Source organism: Flavobacterium sp. (genome assembly GCF_031409475.1).
GTDB lineage: Bacteria > Bacteroidota > Bacteroidia > Flavobacteriales > Flavobacteriaceae > Flavobacterium.
In genome coordinates this window covers 17,953-32,593 of record NZ_JANNXH010000073.1, presented here as the reverse complement: position 1 = coordinate 32,593, position 14,641 = coordinate 17,953, and the positions used below count along the sequence as shown (strand labels likewise).

Below are 14,641 nucleotides of genomic sequence, written 5' to 3'. Positions count from 1 at the left end.
GATACTACAAATCTCTATTTTTTAATAATTTGTAAGACATTAGCATAAAAAGGAAAGTCCAAATCAGTACAATCAAAATGGGTAAATACGACACACCGTAATCTTTACTATTTTCAACACCAATTTGAGCTCCAATATTTTTAACTACAGACAATCTCGTGAAAGGTTCTACAATTAAATTAGACATCGATTCTAAAGGAAAAAATTGAGTGATTTTAGCTGCAATATCACTATCAGGAAATAGTTTAAAAGTCAAAACTCCTTTAGCAATAGATTCAATAATACTCCAAACTAATAAAAAACCTAGTGCAAATGCAGAACGTTTTACTAAAATTCCTAAAAACAAACAAAACGAGAAAAACCCAACTAACTTGACAAAAAAGGCTAACAAATAAGTTAAATCAGAAAATATTATACTAAACTCGGTGTATGAAGAAAAGGATAGCCCGAGTATTAAACTCATTGTAAAAACAAAAATTGTAGAGCATAATGCAAATACGATAACGGTTAGAAACTTAGATTTAATAAATTCTTTTTTACTAATTCCGTCAATTAAATTTTGTTTTAAAGTGCCATAACTGTATTCGTTTGCCATCATGGAAACAATTACAATCGCTAAAAAGAACTTTAAAATTGCTGCAATATAAGTGTTAAAATGCCAAATGTAAGGGAAGTTAAATATTCCCATTTCAGCAAGATGAAATTTAAAAAAACCGATATCGAATTTTATAGAGGCAATTAATGCAATAAAGGAAAGTAATATAAAATAGGTCAAAGTCAATACACGACTGGCTTTGTTAAGCCATATTTTTTGTAATTCTATGGAGAGTAATCGTTTCATTTTAGATTTGTGATTTTAGAGTTTTAAATTGCCATTGCCATTGCTATTGATTCTTTGTCAATTCTAAGAATTGTTCTTCGAGACTATTTTTACGTTTTACGAGATGATTTAGGATAATATTATTACTAAAAAGGAAATGATTTAAATCTTTTGATTCTAATGAAGTTTTTAAATAAACCAAAATTTTTCCGTCTTCGGTAATGATTTTTTCAATTGCAGGATGTGTTTTTAAAACAGCTATTAAATTATCATTATCATCGGCTTGCAATTCAAAAAAGCCTTCGTTTGAGGACATTCCATCGACTAGACCGGAATATAAAATTTCACCTTTTCTTAAAACCACAACATGCGAACATACTTTTTCTACTTCGTCTAATAAATGTGAAGCCAGTAAAATTGTAGTTCCTTGTGAAGCTACTTTTCTAATAATATCTCTAATTTGATGAATTCCTTGTGGGTCTAAACCGTTTGTAGGTTCGTCTAAAATAAGTATTTCAGGATCGTTTAATAGGGCAGAAGCAATGGCTAAACGTTGTTTCATTCCTAACGAAAAAGTGCTGAACTTACTGTCTTTTCTATCGTTCAGACCAACTAAATCTAGTTTTTCTTGAATTTTTGTATGTTTTATATCTTTGATTTTGCAAACTAATTTTAAGTTTTGCTGTGCAGTCATATAGGGATAAAAATTAGGACGTTCGATAATTGCTCCTACTTTTTTTAAAGCTTCATGAGTTTGAATTTTACCATCAAACCAGCTGTATTCTCCCGAAGTTTTGTTTACAACACTCAATACAATCCCTAAAGTTGTTGATTTTCCGCTTCCGTTTGGACCAAGGATTCCATAAACGTGTCCTTTTTTTATTTCGAACGAAACATTTTTTAAGGCTTGAATTCCTCCATATCGTTTGTGTAAATTTTGAATGGTGAGTATTGTTTCCAAATTTTTATGATTTTAATTTACAATAGGACGAGCAACTTTTTATTTTGTTACTATTGAAATGTAATTTAGCTTAAATTTGTAACAAATGTATTTAAAATGAGTGAGCCTTTAATGCTTTTTAAAAAACCTTCTTATCCTGTAAATGACTCTTTATTAGATTATTTAGAGCGGTTTGATCGTATCTCCAAAGTTTCAATTTTTTATGATGATTTATTGCGTTTTTCAGGTTCAATAAATGTTTACGATAAAAACGATCAAGACACATTATGGACTCGTGTTTATTATAATGAATTCGAGCGAAATGATATCGATTTGAATCTAAAAAAAGTGTACTCACTTTTATATTCGGATGGAAATTTAGAAATTATAAAATTTTTAAATATCGATGCTATTGACTATTGTACTTTTGGAAATTCTAAGCCTTTTAGAATTAAAGTTCGAAATATTCTTAACGATAACTATGTTCATTTTTATATTAAAAAAGCCGATGCTTCTCGTATTTATGGTCTAGAGTTAGAACATATACTTTCGCCTGATAAAATAAATTTTTTGGTGTTTAAAGACACTTTAATCGAAGAACATATCATTGGAATTCCGGGTGATGTTTTTATGAAAACGCTTTTAAATAAATGTACAGAAACCGAAAAATCGCAAATCGCAAAGGAGTTTGTGAAATTTAATGAGCGCTGTATGATACGATTATTGGGTGATATGAGAGCTTACAATTATGTAATTGTTCCTATTCATGATTTTGATCATGTGGTTTATAAAATTCGCCCTATAGATTTTGATCAGCAGTGTTATGAAGGGAATTTTAAAGTGTACCGACCACAATTTTTTAAGGAAAATTATCCAATGGTTCAACTTGTCAAAGAAAAATTGCAGGACAGTTCTATAGAACAATATAAAAATGAAGAACGCTCTGCCCTTGCCAAACGAATTCACTCTGCAGAAAATCGCATCAAGAGATTAATGCAAATTATGAGTCATGACATTCTGGCTCCAGAGGAACATTTGAAACAATTAAAATTAGAATTGTACCGTTACACTAATGATTTGAATTTTAAAAAAGCAAAATCAATGGGTAATGTTATGAATGCGGCTTTTGAATTTATAACAAGAAACTTCAAAAAACATTAAATGCTTTTTGAAGTCTTATAGAAAACCGTGATGGTGCTTTCAAATCAAGTCTTAAAATATATTATTGTGTTTTGAAATTTCAGTTAAAAGTACTTGATTGAACCTTTTTCTTAATATCAAGAAGGTTTTTATGAGCAATAATGTAAGCATGTTTTTGTGGTTTTAAATTAATAAAAATTAGATCGAAAAATGTCTTTTTTTGTACAAACTCATCAACGACTCATTGATTTCTCTGAGTTTTGGAGTGAGATACGTTTTATGACCTTTTAGATCGTTTGTTAATTCCAAATCACAAACGGTGCATTTATATTCTTTGAAATGTTCCGTTACATTTCTGGTTGTAATAAATTTATGCCCTAAAAAAGAACATATTAGATTTCTAGGAACTTTCTCTTTGATTTCAATGGTATTCATAATTAGGTTATTTAGATTTGGGACGATAAACCTATGTAATAACCGATTAAATACAAAATAAAACCGACAAAATGCATTAATTATTTTTATAAGTAATTAAAAGCTTACAAAATTACAGTTATTCACTATTTTCAATAAATTATATTTTAAGGTGATTGCATAAAAAATCCTCAATTACTTTTGCAATTGAGGATGAGATTTTTCACTTTGTTCAGAAGGACAAGATGGTATTAGCTTTTTTGTTCTTTATTAAAGTAAACTAAATAATAATACATCTGTTTTTCTTCGTCCCAACCTTTTTCTACATATTTTTCGGCGCTTTCTGGATTAATGAAATCCATTTTAATCTGAATGTGTGTATCTAAGTTTATTACGTTTTTAATGTATTTTCGGGCATCAGTAACAGCAGCATTTGCTATTGGAAAAGTCGTCACGTCTTCGATACTGTATTTTTCACCTTTATCCACTTTGTAATTTTTAAATTCGGGTATCAAGTCAGGATTATCAAGTACTTCATTCAAGAAATTGCTTTCTTCAAATTGATCGTTTTTTGCAAAATAATTCACAGATCGATTCATGAACATGACTTCTTCTTTCTTGTCTTCGGCAGGAAAAACAACGTCTTTGGCAAATCCTTGACAAAATTTTAAATACTTTTTTGTAATAAAATTTTCATCCTCAAAGGCATCTACTGATAGGAAATGCTCTAACCAGTACCTTGCATCGTATCGATTACTATCAACACTCAAGATTTTGTATCCTTCGTCCTTTTTGTAGTTAAAAATCAAACAACCTTTATCCAGTTTATTCAAATTTATACCCTGTTGTAAAATCATTTCGAGAGCTGTTCCTTTTTCTTCAAATTGTAAAAAATCAGATTGCAACTCACTTTTAAAAATCCCAATAGCATCTACAATAGTGTTGTCAATATTTATATTGGTTAAATAAGTTACATATACTTCGCCATTTTTGATGTGTGGATGATTGGATTGCTCAAATAAATGCGAGGTTATTTTCTTGGAAACATCATGAACACTACGAGGATTGTCGAATATTTGTGTTGCCATCTTGAACATATCGTTGTATTCTAAATCGACTTCATGTGCAAATTGAAAATAGTTTTCTTCTTTTTCTCTAAACGGTCTAAAGAAATATTCTTTCATTAAAGGCGTAATTTCATCATTCAAATTAAAAGGAAGTTCTGACAGAAAAAGGGCTTCGTTTCTACTTTTATTTCCAACTCTATGTAGGGATAAAGTTTCTATATGCGCATTAAATAAGTTGATCATTTTTTGTTTTTTAGAATAAAGAAAATAGAATATAGAGCATAGATTGCCCTTGATATTACTATAACTTTATTATTTTTTGAAGTCTTTTTTCTTTTCTCTTTTATCTATATTCTTTGGGGATTAATTCCAATTTTCCTCAAACCCAAAATCTTCAAAGTTGTCTCCACTTTCAAACATATCCAGATCATCCTCGTCTAAATCGTCTTCAAATTCGTTGTAACTTTCATGTTCCATATCGGCTTCGAAGTTTTTTTCCATGGCTTCATCTGGCATTTCGCCATGTGAAAATAACGTTTCTGGATAGGTATTTCCAGTGGTTTGTTCTTCGATTGAGGCTAATTCGACTAGGAATGTCCACATATTTATAAAATCATAAACATAAATAATTTTGGTATTTTCTTGGTCTAAAATTTCCGAAAGAGTATAATCGCTCATTATTTTTTGCTCCCCAATAATATCTCCAGTATCAAAAAGAGAAATCTCATCTTCTTGATTCCAAGTGTCATCGCAAGTGTAAAATGAGGCAACTTCCATGCCGTCAAATCCAAATGAATTGAAAATAGCGTTGTGCAAATCCTCTAATGAATCGTCTTCTAGTATTGCTATGTCTCTAAAAATATCTTCTTCAGCATCTAGAATTACTCTGAATTTATAAACCATAATCTTTGTTTTTACAATGAGGTCAAAGGTAAAATATTAATTACGAATTACTAATTTTGATTTACGTTTTGTTGATAATATTTTATTCGAAAAATGATACGCACCACAAGCGATCCAGATTAAAAAGCAACTTTCAATAATTCGTTGCAGTAATCCTTTGTATGGAGAATCAAGATTTAAATTTAGGATTAGGACAAAAATAAAACTTACTATAAAAACTAGTCCACTAGCAAATGTATACTTCAAACTGTTTTTCCATTTTAAAGAGGCAATGGCAATTAATAATATCGAAAATGGAACTACTAAATAAGTTATAATTCCCATTAAGTTATGTATGATTTGAGACAAACTCGGGTTTATAAATTTTGGATTACAACCCGCATCGCAGTTAAAAAGAACACAAATAATGGTTCCAAAACCGTACCCAAGTTCTATTCCTAAAAAACCAATAGCTGAAAGCCTTGATTTAGGAGTTTTTTTTCGGGCTAGTAATGAAAAAACTATAAATAATATGCCGCTAGGAAAATAGCCTAAAAACCGAACAAGATTTACGTTTGGTGCATCAACGGCATACAATTCGCTTATAAATTGGCGAGTGTGGCTGTAATCAGGATAAAAAAAACCGCCAATAATAGTTGTCAATACAAAAAGCGAAACGCTTAGTATTCCGGTCCAAAAAACATACGATTTTACCATGCTGATTTATAAAATAAATTTAATGTTTTTCGGCAGAACAAAGTCCTACAATCTCATGAAAAACATCATGTAATGCACTTAATTTTTTTGTTAATTCTTCATTAGTAACTTTGTCTAAAACCATTTGGTGCAACACTTTTGAATCTTTTTGTAGATTTTCAATAGATGCTAGAATTGCAGTAGTTTTAAATTCAGCAGGGATTTCTGCTGTAGACAATGCATTCGCTTTTTGAACCATTTCTTCGGAACGCGTTTTTATGGGTTCTAAATTGCCTTCCTCTGCAGGATGAAAAGTTTGTGACATTACACCATGAAAGGTTTTTATGGCGGGCCATTTTTCAAAAGTGCTTTGAGCAGATAGATTATTTGTAATAAAAATGAAGGCAAATAATGCAATAAGTTTAATTTTTTTCATGGTGAGATTATTTAATTGGATACAAATATATTGTTTATTCATTTAACTGTCTAATGACTTTTGCAGGATTTCCAACCGCCAATGAATTTTCTGGAATATCTTTTGTAACAACTGATCCAGCACCAATCACACAGCCTTTTCCTATAGTAATTCCGGGACATATAATTGTATTTCCACCAATCCAGCAATCATCGCCTATGGTTACGGGAAGTGCATTTTCAAGTGTTCTTCTTAATGTGGCTTCAAGTGGATGTGTTGCGGTGTAGATTTGAACTCCGGGTGCAAAAAAAACATTGGAACCTATGGTAACTTTTGCACAATCTAGTACAACACAATTTACATTGAAATACACATGGTCACCACAAATAATATTGTAACCATAATCACAAAAAAAAGGCGGTTCAATATACAAATTTACACCTGTATTTGGAATTAACTCTTTGATTATTTCCCTTGCTTTTTTAGTGATTCTATATTCTAAAACATTTAATCTATGGAGTAGATTTTTAGATTTTCGTCTGTCTTTTACTAAAACAGGATCTCCAGCGAGATAATATTCTCCAGCTATCATTTTTTCTTTTTCGGTTTTCATAAAATAAATAAAGTTGGATAAATATATTCAATATTCTAAAAATATACAACTCAGTCTTGAATTTCTACAATTGGGTTAATAATAATTTATAAATATAAATAACACAATGATATTTGTACCCTAATCTAATATCAAAGTCAAATGAAAATAATTACTACACTCATTTTATTTTTAACAACAATTTTCGCCTTTTCTCAATCTACTATTTCTGGAAAAGTGGTTGACGTAAAAAACGTTCCCGTTGCAAATGCAAATGTTTATATCGAAGGCACTTATGATGGCGGAACTTCAAACGATCAAGGTGATTTTAATTTTACAACTACAGCAACCGGAAATCAAACTTTAGTGGTAAGTTTCTTGATTTATGAAACTTCAAAAACAGTAATTGATGTAGCTAACTTTCAAAATAAAACGATCAAATTACGGGAAAGTGTAACCTCTCTTGATGCGGTGATTATTACTGCGGGTAATCTTGAAGCTGGCGATAAATCTCGTGTTTCAGTACTAAAACCATTAGATATTGTTACAACAGCTGGTTCTGCGGGTAATATTATTGCTGCATTGCAAACTTTGCCGGGAACTCAAAGCGTAGGGGAAGACGGTAGACTTTTTGTTCGTGGTGGCGAAGCGGACGAAACCCAAACTTTTGTAGATGGAATTCGTGTTGCACAACCGTATGGCGCAACTACTAATAATTTGCCCACACGCGGTCGATTTTCCCCTTTTTTATTTAGTGGAATATCCTTTTCTACAGGCGGTTATAGTGCAGAATATGGGGAAGCTTTATCAAGCGTATTATTGTTAAATACTCAAGATGAACCCGATCAAAATAAAACTGAAATTGCTTTAATGACTGTGGGTTTAGGTCTTGGAAACACACAAAAATGGAAAAAAAGTTCGTTGAGTCTAAATACAAGTTACATCAATTTAGCACCATATCAAGCAGCAGTTCCACAAGCGGTTGACTGGAATAGTCCTTTTCAATCCTTGTCTGGCGAATCTGTTTACCGGTATAATTTTGCCAATGGAATATTTAAATTATATGCTGCTTTTGATGCTTCGAGATTTGATATTAATCAAGAAAATATAAATTATACTGATAAAATTCGTATTGATTTAAAAAACAATAATTTTTATTTAAACAGTTCTTACAAAGGAAATTTTGGCAACAATTGGCAAATTACAACTGGAATGAGTTATAGTTACAGTCAAAATAAAATAGGTATTGTTACAGATGATATTGAAAACAAAGAGAATGCGGCACATTTAAAATTAAAATTGCGAAAAACAATTTCGGATCGAATAAAGTTGTCTTTTGGGAGTGATTATTTTATAACAAATTTTAATGAAGATTTTATTCCAAATTCTGGATTTTCATTTACAAGCGGATACAACAATTCAATAGCGGCAATTTTCACCGAAGCAGATATTTTCTTTTCTAAAAAGTTTGCTGCAAAAGTAGGATTGAGAGCTTCAAATAATAGTTTGTTAAATGAAACTGCTGTATCTCCAAGGATTTCTTTGGCTTATAAAATTGCAAAAAGCAGTCAGTTTGCATTTGCTTATGGCGATTTTAACCAAACTCCAAACGCAAATTACATTAAATATTCAAAAACGAATGAGTTCGAAAGCGAGAAAGCATCACATTATATTTTAAATTTTCAATACAGTAAGGACAAACAAACGTTTAGAGCCGAAATGTATTTTAAAGAGTACAGCAACTTAATCAAATATGATACGCCAATGGCAGAGTACAACTCTGTGTTTACGAACAACGGTTCCGGTTATGCAAAAGGATTAGATTTGTTTTGGAGAGACGGAAAATCGATAAAAAATCTTGAATATTGGGTGTCGTATTCTTACATCGATACCGAGCGTGATTACAAAAATTTTAGCACTCAAGCCACACCAAGTTTTGTTGCGGATCACACTTTATCATTGGTAACAAAATATTGGATTTCAGACTGGAAATCACAAATTGGGTTTACAAACTCGTTCAGTTCTGGAAGACCTTATAATAATCCTAACGAAGTCAAATTCATGAACGGCAAAACAAAATCATATAACAATTTAAGCTTTAATTGGGCGTATTTGTTATCGCAACAAAAGATTTTATATTTCTCGGTTTCTAATGTAATGGGTACTCAAAATGTTTTTGGATATGAATATGCGAATAATCCTAATTCAAGTGGAGTATACAATAGAAAAGAAATTATACCCACAGCAGACCGGTTTTTCTTTGTAGGTTTCTTTTGGACCATTAGCAATGACAAGAAAGATAATCAATTAAAGAATTTGTAATGTAGAGACATTGCATCGCAACGTCACTAAAACAGGAACAATTCATCTACAAATTTCAACAGTTGAGTCACCATAAATTTTAAATCAAAACCGATCAATATAGCTTTGTACAAGAAATCAAAAACAACTTTTTAACATTTAAAAAATGAACAAAATGAAAAATTTAATAGTAGCAATGGCAGTTTTAGTTACAGGATTAGTAACAGCCCAAAAATCTTCTCTAGAAATCGAAATGAAAGGATTTAAAAACAACGATGGAGTTGTGATTGTAGGCTTGTATAATTCCGAAGGAAAATTTTTAAAAACAACTTGCAAAGGAAAAAAATCTCATCTCAAAAACAAGAAAGCAAATGTGATTTTTGAAGGATTAGAAAAAGGAGAATATGCTGTTATGATTTATCAAGACGAAAATTTGAACGGTAAATTGGATTCAAATTTTATGGGAATTCCAACCGAAGATTATATGGCATCAAACGATTCTAAAGGATTTATGGGACCACCAAAATATATAAATGCTAAGTTTTTAGTCGCAAATAATTCGAAAATTGTAATTAATATAAACTAAAAATAACATTTCAGCATCAAAAATCAACAACTCGGTCAGAATCAATTTTAAAAAACACACAATCATAATAAATTTACATCAGAATTTTAAACAAAAAACATCAAAAATAAATACAATTAAAAACTAGAAAACATGACAAAAATCATCACAATTACCGCTTTACTTATTTGTAGCATATTAGCAGCACAGGGACAATTTGAACAAGGAATGGGAAAAGCTTTTCAGCTTTGGGGCGAAGGAAAAAACACCGAAGCATCTGATATGTTCGAAAGAATTGCTTCGGCAGAAAAAACATCTTGGTTGCCTAATTATTATGTAGCTTTGGTTAATACAACCACTGCATTTGGAACAAAAGATGCAGCACAAATTAACTTATTGCTGACCAAAGCCCAAAACGCATTGGATATTGAAATGTTAAAATCCCAAAACAATCCAGAATTGTTAGTGATTCAAGCCATGATACATACTGCTTGGATTGCTTTTGACCCGATGACAAACGGACAAAAATTATCTGGAACAGTTATGGAATTGTATGGTAAAGCTCTAGCAATTGCGCCAGAAAATCCAAGAGTTGTTTTTGGAAAAGCCGAATTTGAAATTGGAGCAGCTCAATTTTGGGGAACAGATACAAAGCCTATGTGTGCTCAAATTGAAAAAGCTATTGGACTTTTTGCTACCTTTAAACCAGAAACACCTTTTTCACCAAAATGGGGTTTAGATAGAGCGCAAATTGCAATTAAAAACTGTAAATAATTAACCTTAACTAGCGTAATCATGGAAAATCAAAAAAATGAAACAAACAAAATTGCAGGAATAATTTTTGTTGGCTGCATGTTTATTGGTATTGGAGTAGGGAATTATATGAATAACACTTCGGTTGGAACATTAATTGGAATTGGGGTTGGTTTTTTAGCTTCGGCAATTTATAGATCGGATAAAAATAAATAATTCAGTATAAAATTGAAGTAATGAAACAATTCATAAAGGAATTACCAAGAGCGCTTTTTATTGGAATATCTATTTTTAGTGTAATTATAATCATTCAGTTGTTAAACGGCGAGAGTGTTGGTTTCAACAATAAATTGAAGTTGACTTTTATTTATACAATTCTTTATAGTTTTTCATTGCACTTAGCAAACACCTTTTTGTTTATTTTTTTAGACAAAGTTTTTATAAACGATAGGTTTTCAAAGAAGCGGATTGCAATAGGTTTTATCTCCTCGTTTTTTCTTTCGCTTTTTGTTATTTTTTTACTGCGAGTATTTATAAATATAGTTATTGAGAACAATTCGTTACAAAACTTTTTAAAACAAGAAAGCCCATCGGATTATGTAGTTGCTTCAATTTTTGCTTTTATTGTTTTATTAATTGTTCATATTATTTACTTGTATAAATGGTATCAGGAAAATAGGCTTAAAGAACAGAAGATAATTGCAGGAACAGCATCCGCTAAGTTCGAAAGTTTAAAAAATCAAATCGACCCTCATTTCCTGTTCAATAGTTTGAATGTATTGAGTTCCTTGATTGAGGAAAATCCAGACAATGCACAGCGGTTTACAACTTCACTGTCTAAAATATACCGTTATGTTTTAGAACAAAAAGACAAAGAGTTAGTTTCAGTAGATGAAGAATTGACTTTTGCAAAAACCTATATGAATTTGTTGAAAATGCGGTTTGAGAACAGTATAACGTTTGAAATATTAGAAAATGAAATGGTTTCGAAACTCGCAATGACGGATGCTAAAGTGGTTCCGTTGTCTCTACAATTATTGTTAGAGAATACGATTAAACACAATATAGTAAGTGAAACCAAACCTTTACATATTAAAATATTTGTCAAGGACAATTATCTTGTAGTTGAAAATAACTTACAAAAGAAAAATGTATTGCAGGACAGGCAAGGTGTAGGTTTGCAGAATATTGTGAACCGTTATGGATTAATTTCCGCCCGAAAAGTATTAATAGAAGAAAATGGATCTTTTTTTAGAGTACTGATTCCAATTCTTACCAAACAAGTTGCATTTATGGAAACTAAAAATATAATAAACGAAAATATGGCTTATGTAAGAGCCAAAGAACGAGTGGAGAAACTCAAAGCATTCTATGGAAATTTAGTTTCTTACTGTTGTGTTATTCCAATTTTAATTTTTATAAATTTAAAAACAAATGCCGAATTTCAATGGTTTTGGTTCCCAATGTTAGGTTGGGGTATGGGATTGTCTTTTCATGCGTTTGAAGTTTTTGGTTACGGAAAATCATGGGAAGAAAAGAAAATACAAGAAATATTGAACAAGGATAATGACAATAATAACAAATGGAGTTAATCATGAACAACGACAAAACATTTGAAGAAATTAGATTTGAAATCGCTAAAAAGCGTGTTAAAAATCTAAAAAATTACTACATTCATTTATTCATTTTTAGTATTGGTTTAGTTGTTTTTATGGCTAAATATTACTTAGGGTTTACTATAAATATGTTTCCAATTAATTATATAAATTTAAATTTTATGTTAGTTTGGGCACTCATATTGGGAGCTGAATCCGTTTCGTTATTTGTTACAGAAAATATTTTTGGAAGTAAATGGGAGCAAAGAAAAATAGAAAAAATCATTGATTCTGAAAATGAATCTAATAAAAAAGTATACTAATTATGGAAACAAATAATGATTTTGAAAACTATAATCGTGCAAAAAAGAAAGTAGAAAAAATTAAAGGGTTTTATTCTCATTTGACCTCTTATATTGTAGTTATGGCTGTTTTGATTTTTATAAATTTAAAATATTCACCAGAATATCTTTGGTTTTTCTGGACCTTATTAGGTTGGGGAACAGGATTATTCTTTCATGCTATGAACGTTTTTAATTTTGCACCATTTCTCAATACAGATTGGGAAAACCGTAAGATAAAACAATTCATGGACGAAGAAAATAAAAACAATAAATTCGAATAATTATGCAATATCAAGACGAAATTAAATATCAAGAAGCTTTAAAACGAGTTAAGAAAATAAAGGGTTTTTACACTCATGCCGCAGTTTATGTGGTAATAAATATTATGATAATAATTGTTAACATACAAAATTTAGATACTGGGGAAAGTTATTTTAAACTCGAAAACTTCTCAACTGCTTTCTTCTGGGGAATTGGGTTGCTGTCTCATGCACTATCTGTTTTCATACCCGGAATAATCATGGGAAATAATTGGGAAGAAAAAAAGATTAAAGAATTGATGGAAAAAGAGAAAAATGAAAAATGGGAGTAAAAAATAGTGTTCAGTGTTCAGACCCGAAGCTTCGGGATTAGTGTTTAGTTAAAAACTTAAAAAATGGAATTAGTATTCAAAATTTTACTCATTATACACATCACAGCAGGAAGCATTGGACTTTTTACAGGAACAATGAATATTATTAGAAAAAAAGGAGATCAACTTCACAAAAAAGTTGGCGTATTTTTCTTTTACGGAATGTTAATCAATGGTTTTTCAGGTTTGTTGATGTCGCTTATTCATAACAATCAATTCTTGTTAATCATTGCCGTTTTTTCTATTTATATGGCCAGCACAGGACAACGGTATCTTTCTTTGAAACAGCTAAATAAAGGACAAAAACCTCAAACTATCGATTGGATTTTAAGTTCAGCAATGTTAATTTTCGGGGTTGGGTTTTTGCTTTTTGGGGGTTATTTAGTATTCCATAAAAATTATTTTGGAACCGTACTTTTAGTTTTTGGAATGATAAGTGTTTTGATGGTTTTGCAAGATTTCAAGAATTATCAAGGTAAAAATCCTATAAAAAATTTCTGGTTGCTGGTTCATATTCAGCGAATGATTGGCGGTTATATTGCAGCAACAACAGCGTTTTTAGTAGTCAATAATACGATTTTGCCTAGTGTTGTCGCTTGGCTTTTGCCAACAGTTATTCTCACGCCATTAATTTTAAAATGGTCTAGAAAGTATAAAATCGTTTAATAAAAATCCAGCATCCAAAAATGACGACAATAATAATCGAAGACGAAAAACCCGCTGCTAGATTGTTGCAGCGCAAACTTGAAAAACTAAACATTCAAGTCTCAAAAATGATTCACTCTGTTGAAGAAGCAATCGAGTGGTTTTCTAACAATGAGCATCCCGATTTAATTTTTCTCGATATACAATTATCAGACGGACTTTCCTTTGAGATTTTCGAAAAAATAGAAATAAAAAGTGCTGTTATTTTTACCACAGCTTTTGATGAATATGCACTCCGAGCTTTCAAATTAAATAGTATTGATTATTTATTAAAACCTATTGATGAAGATGAATTAGAGGTTGCGGTTTTAAAATTTAAAGACCGTTTGCAAAAGCAAGATTCCCTATCGAAATTAGATTTTGATCAAATTAAAAAAATGTTGCAAAACCCATTTGATAAAAATTACAAAACTCGTTTTACAGTCAAAATAGGACAACATCTCAAAGTCATTTCAACAGATGAAATCGAATGTTTTTTTAGTGAAAATAAAGGTACTTATCTTCATACTTTTGACAATAGAAATTATTTGCTGGATACAACATTGGAACTATTAGAACAAGAATTAGATTCAAAAAATTTCTTTAGAATAAGTCGAAAATTCATAATTCCTATGAAGTCAATCAAGGAAATTGTGGTGTACAGTAACTCTCGTTTAAAAGTAATTTTGCCCTCTTATAAGGAAGATGAGGTGATTGTGAGTAGAGAAAAAGTATCTGATTTTAAGGCTTGGTTGACGTAATTTTTATGTAAATAATCTAAACAGATAAAGTCATTTAAATA

19 protein-coding genes are annotated in these 14,641 nt (G+C 30.6%); 11 read left to right on the top strand and 8 right to left on the bottom strand.

What is annotated here, in order from left to right; all coding sequences use genetic code 11:
* Positions 1-4: 4 nt before the first annotated feature.
* Both RMO53_RS14315 and RMO53_RS14310 read right to left on the bottom strand, forming a co-directional pair.
* The gene (locus RMO53_RS14315; protein WP_310382001.1) at positions 5-841 is read right to left on the bottom strand and encodes an ABC transporter permease; all 837 of its coding nucleotides are present in this window, start codon (positions 839-841) and stop codon (positions 5-7) included.
* A gap of 43 nt (positions 842-884) precedes the next feature.
* On the bottom strand, positions 885-1,781 hold the full coding sequence (locus RMO53_RS14310; RefSeq protein ID WP_310381999.1) for an ATP-binding cassette domain-containing protein: 897 nt from the start codon (positions 1,779-1,781) through the stop codon (positions 885-887).
* A 96-nt stretch (positions 1,782-1,877) separates the two neighbouring features.
* Between RMO53_RS14310 and RMO53_RS14305 the strand changes: the two genes are divergently transcribed.
* The gene (locus tag RMO53_RS14305; protein WP_310381997.1) at positions 1,878-2,921 is read left to right on the top strand and encodes a hypothetical protein; all 1,044 of its coding nucleotides are present in this window, start codon (positions 1,878-1,880) and stop codon (positions 2,919-2,921) included.
* A gap of 177 nt (positions 2,922-3,098) precedes the next feature.
* Here RMO53_RS14305 and RMO53_RS14300 read toward each other — a convergent pair whose 3' ends face one another.
* The 6 genes from RMO53_RS14300 to RMO53_RS14275 form a co-directional block, all read right to left on the bottom strand.
* The gene (locus tag RMO53_RS14300) at positions 3,099-3,335 is read right to left on the bottom strand and encodes a hypothetical protein (RefSeq protein ID WP_310381995.1); all 237 of its coding nucleotides are present in this window, start codon (positions 3,333-3,335) and stop codon (positions 3,099-3,101) included.
* 230 nt (positions 3,336-3,565) lie between these two features.
* Entirely contained in the window at positions 3,566-4,624 is a 1,059-nt protein-coding gene (locus tag RMO53_RS14295; RefSeq protein ID WP_310381993.1) for a nucleoid-associated protein, read from the bottom strand.
* A 120-nt stretch (positions 4,625-4,744) separates the two neighbouring features.
* A complete protein-coding gene (locus tag RMO53_RS14290) occupies positions 4,745-5,284 on the bottom strand; it encodes an IS1096 element passenger TnpR family protein (protein WP_310381991.1) in 540 nt (179 codons plus the stop codon).
* 36 nt (positions 5,285-5,320) lie between these two features.
* Complete coding sequence (locus RMO53_RS14285) at positions 5,321-5,980, bottom strand: DUF998 domain-containing protein (RefSeq protein WP_310381989.1); 660 nt, start codon at positions 5,978-5,980, stop codon at positions 5,321-5,323.
* A gap of 19 nt (positions 5,981-5,999) precedes the next feature.
* Positions 6,000-6,395 carry a hypothetical protein gene (locus RMO53_RS14280; protein ID WP_310381987.1) on the bottom strand — a complete coding sequence of 132 codons (396 nt, stop codon included), beginning with the start codon at positions 6,393-6,395 and terminating at the stop codon, positions 6,000-6,002.
* Positions 6,396-6,429: 34 nt separating this feature from the next.
* The gene (locus RMO53_RS14275; protein ID WP_310381986.1) at positions 6,430-6,987 is read right to left on the bottom strand and encodes a sugar O-acetyltransferase; all 558 of its coding nucleotides are present in this window, start codon (positions 6,985-6,987) and stop codon (positions 6,430-6,432) included.
* A 141-nt stretch (positions 6,988-7,128) separates the two neighbouring features.
* Here RMO53_RS14275 and RMO53_RS14270 point away from each other — a divergent pair, with 141 nt between their 5' ends.
* The 10 genes from RMO53_RS14270 to RMO53_RS14225 all read left to right on the top strand — a co-directional run bounded on the left by RMO53_RS14270 (position 7,129) and on the right by RMO53_RS14225 (position 14,600).
* The gene (locus RMO53_RS14270; RefSeq protein WP_310381984.1) at positions 7,129-9,288 is read left to right on the top strand and encodes a TonB-dependent receptor; all 2,160 of its coding nucleotides are present in this window, start codon (positions 7,129-7,131) and stop codon (positions 9,286-9,288) included.
* A gap of 154 nt (positions 9,289-9,442) precedes the next feature.
* A complete protein-coding gene (locus RMO53_RS14265; protein WP_310381982.1) occupies positions 9,443-9,853 on the top strand; it encodes a DUF2141 domain-containing protein in 411 nt (136 codons plus the stop codon).
* Between the two features lie 132 nt (positions 9,854-9,985).
* Positions 9,986-10,606, top strand: coding sequence for a hypothetical protein (locus tag RMO53_RS14260; protein ID WP_310381980.1), 621 nt, complete (start codon positions 9,986-9,988; stop codon positions 10,604-10,606).
* A 21-nt stretch (positions 10,607-10,627) separates the two neighbouring features.
* Positions 10,628-10,801, top strand: coding sequence for a hypothetical protein (locus RMO53_RS14255; RefSeq protein ID WP_310381978.1), 174 nt, complete (start codon positions 10,628-10,630; stop codon positions 10,799-10,801).
* A gap of 20 nt (positions 10,802-10,821) precedes the next feature.
* Positions 10,822-12,177: a 2TM domain-containing protein gene (locus tag RMO53_RS14250; protein WP_310381976.1), complete on the top strand. Its 1,356-nt coding sequence runs from the start codon at positions 10,822-10,824 to the stop codon at positions 12,175-12,177.
* Positions 12,178-12,179: 2 nt separating this feature from the next.
* The gene (locus RMO53_RS14245; protein WP_310381975.1) at positions 12,180-12,503 is read left to right on the top strand and encodes a 2TM domain-containing protein; all 324 of its coding nucleotides are present in this window, start codon (positions 12,180-12,182) and stop codon (positions 12,501-12,503) included.
* 2 nt (positions 12,504-12,505) lie between these two features.
* Positions 12,506-12,805, top strand: coding sequence for a 2TM domain-containing protein (locus RMO53_RS14240; protein ID WP_310381973.1), 300 nt, complete (start codon positions 12,506-12,508; stop codon positions 12,803-12,805).
* Between the two features lie 2 nt (positions 12,806-12,807).
* Positions 12,808-13,116, top strand: a complete 309-nt coding sequence (locus RMO53_RS14235; protein ID WP_310381972.1) for a 2TM domain-containing protein — start codon at positions 12,808-12,810, stop codon at positions 13,114-13,116.
* A gap of 63 nt (positions 13,117-13,179) precedes the next feature.
* Positions 13,180-13,821, top strand: coding sequence for a DUF2306 domain-containing protein (locus tag RMO53_RS14230; protein ID WP_310381971.1), 642 nt, complete (start codon positions 13,180-13,182; stop codon positions 13,819-13,821).
* A 20-nt stretch (positions 13,822-13,841) separates the two neighbouring features.
* On the top strand, positions 13,842-14,600 hold the full coding sequence (locus tag RMO53_RS14225; RefSeq protein ID WP_310381969.1) for a LytTR family DNA-binding domain-containing protein: 759 nt from the start codon (positions 13,842-13,844) through the stop codon (positions 14,598-14,600).
* Positions 14,601-14,641: the final 41 nt, after the last annotated feature.

What these genes read in the sequence shown, in the direction of transcription:
- RMO53_RS14285 (WP_310381989.1), bottom strand. Translation starts at nt 5,980, where the DNA reads ATGGTAAAATCGTATGTTTTTTGGACCGGAATACTAAGCGTTTCGCTT.
- RMO53_RS14265 (WP_310381982.1), top strand. Translation starts at nt 9,443, where the DNA reads ATGAAAAATTTAATAGTAGCAATGGCAGTTTTAGTTACAGGATTAGTA.
- RMO53_RS14225 (WP_310381969.1), top strand. Translation starts at nt 13,842, where the DNA reads ATGACGACAATAATAATCGAAGACGAAAAACCCGCTGCTAGATTGTTG.
- RMO53_RS14250 (WP_310381976.1), top strand. Translation starts at nt 10,822, where the DNA reads ATGAAACAATTCATAAAGGAATTACCAAGAGCGCTTTTTATTGGAATA.
- RMO53_RS14315 (WP_310382001.1), bottom strand. Translation starts at nt 841, where the DNA reads ATGAAACGATTACTCTCCATAGAATTACAAAAAATATGGCTTAACAAA.
- RMO53_RS14240 (WP_310381973.1), top strand. Translation starts at nt 12,506, where the DNA reads ATGGAAACAAATAATGATTTTGAAAACTATAATCGTGCAAAAAAGAAA.
- RMO53_RS14230 (WP_310381971.1), top strand. Translation starts at nt 13,180, where the DNA reads ATGGAATTAGTATTCAAAATTTTACTCATTATACACATCACAGCAGGA.
- RMO53_RS14275 (WP_310381986.1), bottom strand. Translation starts at nt 6,987, where the DNA reads ATGAAAACCGAAAAAGAAAAAATGATAGCTGGAGAATATTATCTCGCT.
- RMO53_RS14300 (WP_310381995.1), bottom strand. Translation starts at nt 3,335, where the DNA reads ATGAATACCATTGAAATCAAAGAGAAAGTTCCTAGAAATCTAATATGT.
- RMO53_RS14295 (WP_310381993.1), bottom strand. Translation starts at nt 4,624, where the DNA reads ATGATCAACTTATTTAATGCGCATATAGAAACTTTATCCCTACATAGA.
- RMO53_RS14260 (WP_310381980.1), top strand. Translation starts at nt 9,986, where the DNA reads ATGACAAAAATCATCACAATTACCGCTTTACTTATTTGTAGCATATTA.
- RMO53_RS14270 (WP_310381984.1), top strand. Translation starts at nt 7,129, where the DNA reads ATGAAAATAATTACTACACTCATTTTATTTTTAACAACAATTTTCGCC.
- RMO53_RS14280 (WP_310381987.1), bottom strand. Translation starts at nt 6,395, where the DNA reads ATGAAAAAAATTAAACTTATTGCATTATTTGCCTTCATTTTTATTACA.
- RMO53_RS14290 (WP_310381991.1), bottom strand. Translation starts at nt 5,284, where the DNA reads ATGGTTTATAAATTCAGAGTAATTCTAGATGCTGAAGAAGATATTTTT.
- RMO53_RS14235 (WP_310381972.1), top strand. Translation starts at nt 12,808, where the DNA reads ATGCAATATCAAGACGAAATTAAATATCAAGAAGCTTTAAAACGAGTT.
- RMO53_RS14255 (WP_310381978.1), top strand. Translation starts at nt 10,628, where the DNA reads ATGGAAAATCAAAAAAATGAAACAAACAAAATTGCAGGAATAATTTTT.
- RMO53_RS14245 (WP_310381975.1), top strand. Translation starts at nt 12,180, where the DNA reads ATGAACAACGACAAAACATTTGAAGAAATTAGATTTGAAATCGCTAAA.
- RMO53_RS14305 (WP_310381997.1), top strand. Translation starts at nt 1,878, where the DNA reads ATGAGTGAGCCTTTAATGCTTTTTAAAAAACCTTCTTATCCTGTAAAT.